Below are 12,315 nucleotides of genomic sequence, written 5' to 3' on the forward strand. Positions count from 1 at the left end.
TTCGCAACTTTATCATACACTATTGAGATTAAATATGGACTTTTTTTTCGTGTTGCACTTGATTATACAATCTATCGTTTATTAAATTTAGTAGAATCTCATAGCCTTGTCTAAAAAACATGAGTTTTAATAGTGCATTTGCTTTTTAAAAGTTTTCAGTTGATTTAGAAAGCATTAAAATATCTTTAGTTCTATCTTCAAATTTTATTTCAATACCTAGTTCTTCGCCAAAGTGGTTATATTCTAGTATATCTTTAATTGAAAATTTAATTTCCAGTAGGTGATTGATTGATTTTACTATTCTTAAATATAAGAAATAAACCCATGTCACTGAGTTGTAAGAATTATATAAAGAAGTTAATTTCATATTCGATAATTAAAGCAAAGTATTTATAAGAGGTGAAAATAATGTTTGAAATGAAAGAAAGTTATAAAATAGGCATAGACTTTATAGATGAGCAACATACAGTAATATTCAGTATAGCGAATAGGGCATACTATTTATTAAAAGATAAATTCGTAATCGATAAGTTTGATAAAATAACAGAGATAATTGATGAGCTTAAAGAATATACAAAGTCTCATTTTGCAGCAGAAGAAAAGTACATGAAAGAAATAGGGCACAAGAAAATGTTTACTCAAAAGATAGAGCATGAAAAGTTTATAGGAATGCTTGAGGATTTAGATTTATCAAAGGTAGATAAAAATCAAGATGAATATATAGAAAAAATTTTAAGAGTTTTAGGTGATTGGCTTATACATCACATTTTAGAGAAAGATTTGTTAATAGGAAAATAAAAAAGAGGTCATACTGTAAGTTGAAGTATGACCTCTTCAATTGATTTAATTCACAGTTTAAATCCTGCTATGCAAAATAGTAAGATATAATATAATTAAAAGGTTTGGAAATATACAAATAGTTTGAGAATAATAGATAGGAGATTTTATAAATGGATAGTATAGGGAAAACTTTGAATTATTATAATAAAAATGCAGATTTATTTAAAAATGATACCGTGAATGTTAAATTTGAAGAAAATCAAAATATATTATTAAAATATTTAAAAATAGGTGATAGTATTTTAGATTTAGGTTGTGGTGCAGGGAGAGATGCTAAGATATTTATAGATAAAGGATACACAGTAACTGCAATAGATGGTTCAGAGGAACTTTGCAAAATAGCAAGTTATTATATAGGACAGAATATTATTTGTAAGAAATTCAATGATTTAGATTATAAAAATAAATTTGAGGGAATATGGGCTTGTGCATCACTTTTACATATTGAATATAGTAGACTTGAAGAAGTCTTTAAAAAAATAGTAGACGCTATGAAAGTGAAAGGTCATTTTTATGCATCTTTTAAATATGGAAAGTTTGAAGGGTATAGAAGTGAAAGATATTTTACTGATTTTACGGAAGATAAATTTAATGAATTCATAAAAAAGCTTAGTAATATAAAAGTATTAGAATATAAAGTAACTGCTGATGCAAGAATTGGTAGAGAAAATGAAAAATGGCTTAATATTATTATCGAAAAGGACAGTTAGAGAGTAACTTTGGAAGTGAAAATATATTCCTTTATAGTATTAATAAAAATATAGATATAGAGAAGTTATTAGAGCTAAAAGGTAATTGTAACCTAGTTAAAACTAAGGAAGAGGATACAAAAAGAGCATCTACCAATTCGCAAGGTAAATGCTCTTTTTATATAGTTAAAATTTCGATTTTTGTTTAGATAATATTTTTGAAATAATTTTTATTCGTGTAATTATATATAGTGTGTGTGTTTATAATTTTAAAGTGCGTAAATTTATTCTACTGTTACTGATTTAGCAAGGTTTCTAGGTTTATCCACATCACAATCTCTTGCAATTGCAGCATGATATGCTAAATACTGAAGTGGAATTACTGAAAGTAGTGGTGTTAACATAGGGTGTGTATTTGGTATATAAACTACCTTGTCTGAAACAGATTCAACACCTTTATTATTTTCAGTTGCTATTGAAATAACACTAGCACCACGAGTTACAGTTTCTTTTATATTACTAATTGATTTTTCCATAAGGTCATCCTGAGTTACTAGGGCAAGTACAGGCATGCCATCTGTGATAAGAGCTATAGTTCCGTGCTTTAACTCTCCAGATGCATAAGCTTCTGCATGGATATATGATATTTCTTTATTTTTAAGAGAACCTTCAAGTGCTACAGCATAATCAAGACCTCTTCCCAAATAGAACATATCTTCTTTATCTTTTAAAGTTTGTGCAATTTCTTTCATTGCTTCATCTGTTGATTTTAAAACCATGTCCACTTTTTCAGATATATTTGATAATTCTGATAAAAGTTCAAATGCTTTTTCATCACTAATTTTATTATTAAGTTTTGCAAGATGCATAGCTACAAGGTAGAATGCAGCAACTTGTGTTGAATATGCTTTTGTTGAGGCAACTGCAATTTCAGGTCCTGCATATGTGAATAATACATCACTAGCTTCTCTAGCTACAGCACTACCAACTACGTTTGTGATTCCTATGACTCTAGCACCCATTTTTTTAGCTTCTCTAAGTGCTGCAAGAGTATCTGCTGTTTCACCAGATTGAGAAACTACAATCATAAGAGTATTCTCATCTATAATAGGGTCTTTATATCTAAACTCTGAAGCAACATCAATTTCAACAGGTATTCTAGCAAGTTTTTCTATTGTATACTTACCAATCATACCAGCATGATAAGCTGTCCCACAAGCAACGATATAAATTTTATTAATTCTCTCTAAATCTTCTTTAGTAAGAGAAATTTTATCAAGAATAACGTTTTTCTTGTCAGCACTAATTCTTCCTGCTAAAGTATCTTTTATAGCTCTTGGCTGTTCATTAATTTCTTTAAGCATAAAGTGAGGATAGCCATTCATTTCGGCTGCTGTTTCATTCCAAGTAACTTTGAATATTTCTTTAGAGAATTCTTCACCAGTAGTTGTATTTAAGAAAGTAATATTATCCTGTGTAAGGATAGCAAGTTCATTATCATCCATGATATAAACATCTTTAGTATACTTTAATACAGCAGGGATATCTGAAGCTATAAAGTTTTCTCCAATACCTTGTCCAATGATTAAAGGGCTGTCCTTTTTAACAGCAATAAGTTTGTTTGGTTCATTTTTAGATAAAACTCCAAGTGCATAAGAACCTCTAAGCATTTTGATAGTTTCTAAAACTGCATTTAATATGTCACCATGATAGTTTAAATCTAAAAGGTGAGGAATAACTTCTGTATCAGTTTCACTTCTAAATATATATCCTTTTTCTTCTAAAAATTTTCTAAGTTCTATATAGTTCTCAATTATTCCATTATGAACAACATTGATACTCATATCTGCATTAAAGTGAGGGTGTGAGTTAATGTCTGATGGTGCACCATGAGTTGCCCATCTAGTATGTCCAATTCCTATATTAGCAAAATCATTTTCAGAAAGAGCAGCTTTAAGATTAGCTACCTTGCCTACTTTTTTTGTTATTTCCATCTCATTATTTTTATTTAAAATAGCTATTCCAGCTGAGTCATAACCTCTATACTCTAATTTTTGTAGACCTTCTATAAGTACCTCTATTGCATTATTATTTTTTCCTATATATCCGACAATTCCACACATATTGATCTCTCCTTCTTTGTATAATTGATGATTCACAAGCTTGTAAATTTAAATCTTTTAAATATATTTGTTTAGATTCTAGCACATAGCTTGTCTAAATAAAATAAAAAATCACAAATATATGAAACAGTTTACAAAATTCGTTTAAATTTTTAATATATTATAATATTGCATTATTTATTGATAATCTGTTAATTAAAAAACAGTAGAGATATTAATATTTTGCTACTGGACTATACCAGTTAACATATTGATATAACTGGTATAGTCCAGTTGTAGTATGTAATTATCTTATCTATAGTTTGTACAAGTTTTATAAATTAATGTATTAATTTATAAAAAAATTAAGATTTGATTATGTAATAAGTATGTTATGACAACAAGGAAAAATAATTGTATTATATATATAAGAGATATTCAATATTTTACGGAGGACAACATAATGGGAATCGATAATGCAATAAATAAATTATATATGTTAAAGGAGCTAAAAGCAGAGGTTAATAACGATATAAAAAACAATTTAAATAAAATGAATATAGATCAGATAGAAAAATTTGAACTAATACATAAAATAGATAAATTAGATTTAATAATTGATGGGATTTTAGTAGAACTTGAAGAAACAGAGATAAAAGAAAAATATGATAGTATTGATAAAGAGGAAATAGTAAATATTTTTAATCCAAAAGAAGAAAGAAAAAAAATGAATATAGGAATTATATCTGATAGTGATACTAAAAAATATATTCCCAAAAGACTAGATGTAAAAGAAGAGGAAAGTATAAAACAGGAAGTTACAGTAAATAATGATGATGAAGTCAAATCTTCAATAGAAATGGCTTATAAAAGAATAGAAGATTTAGAAAAGATTATAAATGAAAGAAAACTTATCGAAAAAGAGGAGTTATTTGGAAATATGAAAGATGTGCATTCAAAAGAAGAAAGAGATGAAATGCTTAAGAAAAGAAATATAGTATCACAATCATTTACACCAAAATCTAAAGCGCAAAGCGATCCCGAGATGGATAAGACTGTTGCAATGAGTAAAGATGAATTTTATCAGGAATTAAGTAATTCACTAGGTGATGAAAAAAAGAAAGATATTAAGAAAAAGATTGATATAAACCATACAGTATTAATGGATAAAATTGATGAATCTGCTTACAGTGGGACACAGGAAGTTAAAGAAGAAAAAGAGATAGAAGAATTAAAAGATGATGAGTATTATGATATATATAATGAAGAAAAATCAGGAAGCATAATAGATAAGTTTAAAGACTTTCTAGGAAAATAAATATTTAAAGATAAAGTAGTCAGTAGTGGCTACTTTATTTTTTTATAAAATTATAAGTTAGTTTGCAATTTTACTTATAATTTTGATAGGGAGTTAATAGAAGGTTTAAGATGAGTTAATTTAAATAATAGATAATAAAGGTATACAGGGGGATTTTAATATGTGTTTAGTTAGTTTAAGTAATGTTTCAAAGATATATGGAAAAGATGAGAATAAGGTTATTGCACTTGATAATGTTAGTGTTGATTTTGAAAAGGGTGAGTTTGTTGCGATAATTGGAACTTCGGGGTCTGGTAAGTCAACGTTATTACATATGATTGGTGGGGTAGACAGGGTTACAGAAGGAGAAGTTAAAATTGATGGAGCGATTATAAATAAACTTCGTGAGAAAGAGCTTTCAGTTTTAAGAAGAAGAAAACTTGGTTTTGTTTTTCAATTTTTTAATCTTGTACCAGTTTTAAATGTTAGAGAAAATATAGAGCTTCCGATTCTTTTAGATAACAAAAAGGTAGATGATGATTATATAAATGAATTAATTTCCCTTTTAAAACTTGATGGAAAAGAGTTATCACTTCCAGGGCAGTTATCAGGAGGACAACAGTAAAGAGTTTCTATAGGTAGAGCACTTTCTAATAAACCAGAGATTATTCTTGCAGATGAGCCAACGGGAAATCTTGATTCTAGGACCGCAAAAGATATTATAGAGCTTTTAAAGTTTTCTGCCAAAAAGTATAACCAAACTCTTATAGTTATTACTCATGATTTAGATATAGCAGCCATGGCTGATAGGGTAATTAGTATAAAAGATGGAAAGATATCTTAGGGGGAGAAAAGCTATGAAGAGTTATAAGGATATTGTAAATAGAGAATTTAAGGTTAAAAAGAAAAAAAGTTATATAGCAATTATAGGGATTTTTCTTGGGGTTATGCTTTTATCAGCAGTTTTAAATTTTTTTAGTTTTGAAAATAAAAGATACCAAAATGAATCAAGGGCTGGTGGGGAGTATGAACTTATCTATGAATATGATGAAGCTTCGGGCGATATAAGAGATAAGATTTCTAAAAATGTTTATGTTGATTCTCTTGGGTTTTATAAAGAGAGAGAAGTAAGTATAAATGATAAAGAAGTTTTAGTAATAGATTTTGATGATGTATCTATAAATGACTTTTATAAATATGGGCTTAGTCTTGTAAATGTAGATTTAGGAAGTCTTAAAGAAAATGAAGTGTATATATCAGATATACTTGCAGCACAAGGGTACAAAGTAGGAGATGAAATTGAGGTAGAGGGAGAAAAATATATAGTTAAAGATATTTTTAGTTTTAACTGGAAAGTAGAGGCTATATTTAAAAAATACACACCAAAAGTTGGTGATAAATCAAATTTAGTAGTGGGTGTAAAAGGTGATAGAAAAACAATAGTTGATAATATGAATTCAATAACCGAGGCATCAAACTATGAAATTAAAAATGGATATGCTAGTAAGATAAGACTAAAAAATAGTGATAAGATGAGAACTAATGAACAAAGATTAAGTGTTTTTTATGGACTAAATAATATTATGGCTTTAGTTCAACTGTTAGTTGTGATAGTAATAATTTTAATTACGGTTGTATCAAGTTATGGTCTTGTGAATTTTTCTATTGCAGATAAAAGAAAGCAGTTTGGTATTTTAAGATGTATAGGAGCATCACCAGGGCAGATAAGAGCACTTATATATAAAGAAGTATTTATGCTTGGGGTACAAGCTATTATACCAGCTATAATAGTAGGACACATCATTTCATATGGGCTAATAAATTATTTGAGTGGAAAAGAGATTTTTAATTCATATGGATTGAGTTTTTCAGTAAATATACCTTCTATAATAGTAGTATTATTAATTTCACTTTTAACTATTTTCCTTGCATCAATTATGCCAGCTATAAAAGCAAGTAAAGTTACGCCAATAGAAAGCACAAAAGGAATTTTAGGTAATCAGAAAATACAAAAGATAGGATTCTTATCAAGATTTATAAGAAAAAGATTTGGAATAGAATCAGAAATAGCATATAGAAATTTAAAAACTAATAAATCTATGTTTTATGCATCAACAATACTTTTAGTAGTATGTTTTGTTAGCTTTGTGACTCTTAGCTTTGTAACTGATAACTATGTTTCAAGTTACAAGAGTGGAGTAATATCTGAATATGATTATGGAATAAACTTAAATACAAATTTTGATATGCATATAAAGGATTATAAAGATTCAAAATATGAAAATGAAATCAAAGGAATGACTAAAGAAGAAATAAAAGAATTTACAAGAGATAAAGGTGAAGAATTTATAAAAATGATTAAAAAGGATAGAGATGAAGTTGTAGATTTTTTAGAGGAATATACAACGGGGGAAGCTGGAATAAGTAGTAACAGCATACATGTATATAAATTTTTATTTGAAGGACTTTCACTAGACAAAGAAGAAAAATTAGATGGGCATTTTATAGAGGAAGTTGCAGAAAATAAATTTAAAAGTTCAGGGGGAATTCTAGTTTACAATGAAGAATATTTTAATCTTATGAAAAAGCATATTAGAGGCAATTTTACTTATGAAGAGTTTAAAAAAGATGGGGTAATTCTAGTAGATAATATAAAATACACAATTACGCCGCAAATAAGTAAGTTATTTGATAATAAAAAAGGTGATAAAATAACAATGCATTTTAAAAGTGATGAAGGCAAAGATATAGATGCATGTGGTGAAAATAATTCATTAGAAGAATTTGAAAAAGTAGCAGATCAAAAAATAGATATGACAGTTATGGGGTCAATAAAATTAACAGATAATATGCTAACGTCTGGAAATATATCGGATGGAATTGTTATGATTGTTTCAGAAGAATTTTTTAATGAATATGCAGGTACTATAAAAGCAAGTGATTTAAGAAATGATTATTTCTATAATGATATTAGTTTTAATTTAAAAGAGAAAGTAGACCCAATTTTATTTGAAAATCTTTTAATAAGTAAATTTAATGGAGAACAAGAAAGTAATGTTTATCTTAGGAACAATGTAAAAGAAAGAAAAGCAATAATGGAGATAGATAAAATTGTAAAAGTTGTGCTTTATGGATTCCTTACAATGGTTATTTCAATTTTAGTTATGAGTGTTCTTATAAATAAAAAGATGAGTATAGAATCAAGAAGAAAAGAATATGGTGGGCTTTTAGCTATTGGAATGGATAGAGATAAGATAAGTAAAACTATTTTATATGAGGGTTTAATTCAATCTATCATAGTATTTGCAATAGCAATTCCACTTACGCTTTTAATTAATAAAGCAATAAATTATTTTATGGGTGGACTTATTACCTTAGAGCCACTTAATATATGGTTTTGGATAGTTTCAATTATTGCAGTAATTATAGTTACATTTATGACAAGTTTATTGCCGCTTAGTATGTTTAAAAAACTTGATATAATTTCAATGATTAAAGGTGAAGAATAATTAAATTAGGGACTATATTCAAAGTGAATATAGTCCCTAATATCTAGTTTGATTATTTTCCTAATATATCTACAGTTAGCTCAACATCAGATGTTGAACCAACAAGTACAAGAATATCACCTTTATAAAGTATACTATCACCATTTGGGATAACTTCAATATCATCTCTTATATAAGAAAATATTCTACAGTGACTTTTAAAGTGACAATCCTTTAAAGGTTTATTTTCATAATCTTCATTATTTAAAATAATTTCTCTAACTAAGATATCACTACTAGCAGGAACAGCTTGTACATCTTCTGTAGGCATTAACTTCTCAAATATAATTGGGAAGATGATACATGATGCTATTGTTGTAATTATAAAAGCTGAATAATCTGGTGCAGTTATAAATCCAAATTTCAAAGCAAGTTCTGCTGATACAATAACAATACTAAGCTGTGCTGATAAAAGTACAGATGAAGATATTGCTTTTTTCATTCCAAACTTTTTACGTAGTAGTAATGATGGAATAAGTTTTACTATAAAGAAAATTATAAGTAAAACAATAGCTTTTAATATAATGCTAGGGTCTTGTAAAACTATTTTAAGATCAACCTTAACACCTATCATTATAAAGAATATAGGGATAAGGAAACCATATCCTATAATATTTAATTGATGTGAAATTTCTTCTTTTGCTTTTCCTGTTAAAAGTGAGAAAATCATCCCCGCAAGGAAAGCACCAAGAATAATTTCTGTATTTAGTTGTTCTGCTATAACAACAAGTATTAGCATAAGTACAAAAGCAGCTCTAACCATTAGGTGTATATTTTTAAAAGATGGAATTGTAAGGTCATGTCTTTTAAGAAATATTTTAGAAACAAAATATGCAATAGCAGCAAATAAGAATATTAAAATAAACTCAAAGCTTTTAAATGTTAATCCATTTTCTGAAATAGAGAAAATGACTGTTGTTCCAAGGATAGATGTAAACTGGCAAATAATACTGAAAGTTAAAACTATTTGTCCAAGTTCTGAACTAATAATGTTTTTAGACTTTAAAATAGGACTTACAAGCCCAGCAGCAGCTGCCATAAATATAAATGCAAATAATGTATAACCATGTGTTATACCAATTAAATTTCGACCAAAGTAAGCAAGTGCAAGTGCTGTTATAAATGATACTATAAGCATAATTATAGGCAATTTTATAATAGTAGAGCCACCCTTACTTGGTTTTAAATCATCAAAATTAATCTCAAGACCTATTAAAAACATTAAATATGCAAGTCCAAGATTTGATAGAAATAAAATAGATACATCAGAATGAACAAGATTCAAACAAGTTTTTCCAACAATTACACCTATTATTATTTCTCCAACTTGAAAAGGAATTTTTAACCTTTTAAGCTTCATAACTAAAAAAGGTGTGATAAATGCAATAATTGATATTACAAGTAATGAGCTATAGTTAAATTTTTCGGGCATTTTAAGCACTCCTCAATCTATTTAATTTGGAATTTGTATACAAATATATACAATAAAATATACCATTAAAATAAAATTTCATCAATTAAAAATATACAAAGGTAATTAAATAAGAGTTAAAAGTTTATTAGTAATATAGAAATATTTAGTATTTACAAATTTGGTAAAATTATAAAAAAGTCTATTCATAGGGGGAGAAAAAATGATAAATATACTTTTAGTTGAAGATGATGTAGCACTTTCATATGGGATAGTGTATGCACTGAAAAAAGAAGGGTTTAATATTTTGCATGGAGATTGTATAGAATCTTCTAGAATAATTTTAAAAAATAATAATATAGATATAGTTTTACTTGATGTAATGCTACCAGATGGAGATGGATATAATTTTTGTGAAGAAATTTTAGGGTGCTATAAAGAAAATATAGGAATAATATTTATGACTGCACTTGATGATGAGTTTAATGTAGTTTTAGGACTAGATCTTGGGGCTGATGATTATATGTCAAAACCACTTAGGATTAAAGAACTTGTATCAAGGATAAATGCAGTTCATAGAAGAAAACAAAAGAATATAATTGTTAAAAATGAGGAGGGAAAAGCAAAAAGTATTTCAAGTGGAGATATAGTTTTATATGTAGAACAATATAAAGGAAATAAAAAGGATATGGATTTAAAACTTACCTTACTCGAATATAAACTTCTTTTAATACTTTTAGAGAATTACCCACGTGTAGTTAGTAGAGATATTTTGCTAGATAAGTTATGGGACTTTGAAGGGAACTTTGTGGATGCTAATACTCTTAATGTTTATATTAGAAGGCTTAGGGAAAAAATTGAGAGCGATTTGAAAAATCCTGTATTCATAGAAACAGTAAGAGGAGTAGGATATAGGTGGATTTGTGAGGTTAAAAAATAAATGGAAGTTTTAAGAGTTAGTGAGAGAAAAAAGGTAATAGTAGTAGCAGTAATTATTTTTATTATAGGTTTATTGGGATTAAATAAAGCGATAGATATAACACTCCAAGAAGTAAGCAATAAAAATGTAGAACAAAATATCGCACTCATAGGTAAAATATCGCAACTAGAAGGAATAGAGATGGAAGAGGTTATAACTGCTATAACTAGAAGGGATAGTAGTTACTACAAAGTTGGACAAGAAATATTAAGTGAATATTCTTACAAGGAAGATTTGAATTACCGTTTCAATCCAAGTTTTGTAGGATATAAAAGCATAAATAAAACAATTAATTATATATATACTATAATAATTGTTATATTATTTACATATATGTTTGTAAAAACAAATAGGCTTATTAGTTGTATAGAAAATCTTCGAAATAAGGCAGATTTGATATTAGAGGGGAAGCAAGTTGAAAATATAGATGAAAAGTTTTTTGATAATTTGGTAAATAAATTAGAAACACAGTTTATGATGATGAAATCTAGGATGGATAATAGTGTAGATAGATTAAGACTTGAAAAGTTAAATCTTAAAAATACAATTAGTGATATATCACATCAATTAAAAACGCCACTTGCAGCAATGGGAGTCTATAATCAAATATTAGTAGGTCATAGAGAAATGGATAATAGTGATATAGATAAATTTATAGAATTATCACATGGACAGATAAGAAGAATTGATTTTCTAGTGAAAAGTCTTTTAAAGTATGCAAGACTTGATAATGATGTTGTAAGGTACAAAAAAGAAAATCAATCTATAAATGAAACAGTAAAAGAAGTCATAAGTTCATTGAGAGCAAAAGCACAGGAGAAAAACATAAAATTAAGTATTATTGAAGAGAAAGATATAAATTTAAATCATGATAGACCATGGGTATGTGAGGCTATTATGAATATAATTAAAAATGGAATAGAGCATACTGATAAAAATGGGAAGATTGATATAAGAATTATAGAAAGCGAAGTTTTTACAAGAGTAGAAATTGAGGATAATGGAAGTGGTATAGCTAAAAAAGATATATCCAAAATATTTAATAGATTTCACAAGGGAAGTAACAATATAAATCCAGAAAGTATAGGAATAGGACTGTCATTATCAAAGAAAATTATAGAGGCAAATGATGGAGAGATAAGTGTAAGGAGCAAAGTTTCGATAGGGACAAAGTTCATAATAATATTTATTAAATAAAACATAAAAATTTCAAACTATAAGATATATAATTAGCGAAGAAAATTTATGGGAATAATTCAATTAAGAGAAAAAATTATAGCAGTATAATTTTTTTTTTTTTTGAAAATTTTGAAATTTAAGTATATGTAGTAAAGTATAGAGTATCAAAAAGCAAACAATCTACATATGATATTTAGAGCAAAAATAAAAAATATAGGAGGATATAGATGGCTAAAATATTTAGAGATTTAATTGAGTATAACAATATAA

The 12,315-nt window shown here is 27.2% G+C and carries 8 protein-coding genes and 1 pseudogene; 7 read left to right on the forward strand and 2 right to left on the reverse strand.

The window, feature by feature from the left end; all coding sequences use genetic code 11:
• Positions 1 to 408 precede the first annotated feature (408 nt).
• Positions 409 to 798 (forward strand): hemerythrin domain-containing protein, encoded by a 390-nt coding sequence (locus Q0V24_RS16060; RefSeq protein WP_297523023.1) that lies wholly within the window; start codon positions 409 to 411, stop codon positions 796 to 798.
• A 152-nt stretch (positions 799 to 950) separates the two neighbouring features.
• The gene (locus Q0V24_RS16065; RefSeq protein WP_297523025.1) at positions 951 to 1,550 is read left to right on the forward strand and encodes a bifunctional 2-polyprenyl-6-hydroxyphenol methylase/3-demethylubiquinol 3-O-methyltransferase UbiG; all 600 of its coding nucleotides are present in this window, start codon (positions 951 to 953) and stop codon (positions 1,548 to 1,550) included.
• 263 nt (positions 1,551 to 1,813) lie between these two features.
• On the opposite strand, the gene glmS is transcribed toward Q0V24_RS16065, so the two are convergent.
• Positions 1,814 to 3,652, reverse strand: coding sequence for a glutamine--fructose-6-phosphate transaminase (isomerizing) (gene glmS / locus Q0V24_RS16070; RefSeq protein WP_297523027.1), 1,839 nt, complete (start codon positions 3,650 to 3,652; stop codon positions 1,814 to 1,816).
• A 442-nt stretch (positions 3,653 to 4,094) separates the two neighbouring features.
• Between glmS and Q0V24_RS16075 the strand changes: the two genes are divergently transcribed.
• The 3 genes and pseudogenes from Q0V24_RS16075 (at position 4,095) to Q0V24_RS16085 (ending at position 8,437) form a co-directional block, all read left to right on the forward strand.
• On the forward strand, positions 4,095 to 4,949 hold the full coding sequence (locus tag Q0V24_RS16075) for a hypothetical protein (RefSeq protein WP_297523028.1): 855 nt from the start codon (positions 4,095 to 4,097) through the stop codon (positions 4,947 to 4,949).
• A 160-nt stretch (positions 4,950 to 5,109) separates the two neighbouring features.
• Positions 5,110 to 5,772, forward strand: a pseudogene (locus Q0V24_RS16080) (ABC transporter ATP-binding protein).
• A gap of 13 nt (positions 5,773 to 5,785) precedes the next feature.
• Positions 5,786 to 8,437, forward strand: a complete 2,652-nt coding sequence (locus Q0V24_RS16085; RefSeq protein WP_297523030.1) for an ABC transporter permease — start codon at positions 5,786 to 5,788, stop codon at positions 8,435 to 8,437.
• Between the two features lie 52 nt (positions 8,438 to 8,489).
• Here the strand turns inward: Q0V24_RS16085 and Q0V24_RS16090 are convergent, their stop codons facing one another.
• Positions 8,490 to 9,908 (reverse strand): cation:proton antiporter, encoded by a 1,419-nt coding sequence (locus Q0V24_RS16090; RefSeq protein ID WP_297523032.1) that lies wholly within the window; start codon positions 9,906 to 9,908, stop codon positions 8,490 to 8,492.
• A gap of 202 nt (positions 9,909 to 10,110) precedes the next feature.
• On the opposite strand from Q0V24_RS16090, the gene Q0V24_RS16095 reads away from it, so the two are divergent.
• Together Q0V24_RS16095 and Q0V24_RS16100 are read left to right on the forward strand one after the other, a co-directional pair.
• Positions 10,111 to 10,827, forward strand: a complete 717-nt coding sequence (locus tag Q0V24_RS16095) for a response regulator transcription factor (RefSeq protein ID WP_297523034.1) — start codon at positions 10,111 to 10,113, stop codon at positions 10,825 to 10,827.
• Complete coding sequence (locus tag Q0V24_RS16100; protein WP_297523036.1) at positions 10,828 to 12,063, forward strand: HAMP domain-containing sensor histidine kinase; 1,236 nt, start codon at positions 10,828 to 10,830, stop codon at positions 12,061 to 12,063.
• The last annotated feature ends 252 nt before the right edge of the window (positions 12,064 to 12,315 follow it).

The sequence above is a fragment of the uncultured Clostridium sp. genome (assembly GCF_947039605.1).
Classification (GTDB): Bacteria; Bacillota; Clostridia; order Clostridiales; family Clostridiaceae; genus Sarcina.

Coding starts and splice junctions, on each gene's coding strand:
- Q0V24_RS16060 (WP_297523023.1), top strand. CDS start 409: ATGTTTGAAATGAAAGAAAGTTATAAAATAGGCATAGACTTTATAGAT.
- Q0V24_RS16065 (WP_297523025.1), top strand. CDS start 951: ATGGATAGTATAGGGAAAACTTTGAATTATTATAATAAAAATGCAGAT.
- glmS (WP_297523027.1), bottom strand. CDS start 3,652: ATGTGTGGAATTGTCGGATATATAGGAAAAAATAATAATGCAATAGAG.
- Q0V24_RS16075 (WP_297523028.1), top strand. CDS start 4,095: ATGGGAATCGATAATGCAATAAATAAATTATATATGTTAAAGGAGCTA.
- Q0V24_RS16085 (WP_297523030.1), top strand. CDS start 5,786: ATGAAGAGTTATAAGGATATTGTAAATAGAGAATTTAAGGTTAAAAAG.
- Q0V24_RS16090 (WP_297523032.1), bottom strand. CDS start 9,908: ATGCCCGAAAAATTTAACTATAGCTCATTACTTGTAATATCAATTATT.
- Q0V24_RS16095 (WP_297523034.1), top strand. CDS start 10,111: ATGATAAATATACTTTTAGTTGAAGATGATGTAGCACTTTCATATGGG.
- Q0V24_RS16100 (WP_297523036.1), top strand. CDS start 10,828: ATGGAAGTTTTAAGAGTTAGTGAGAGAAAAAAGGTAATAGTAGTAGCA.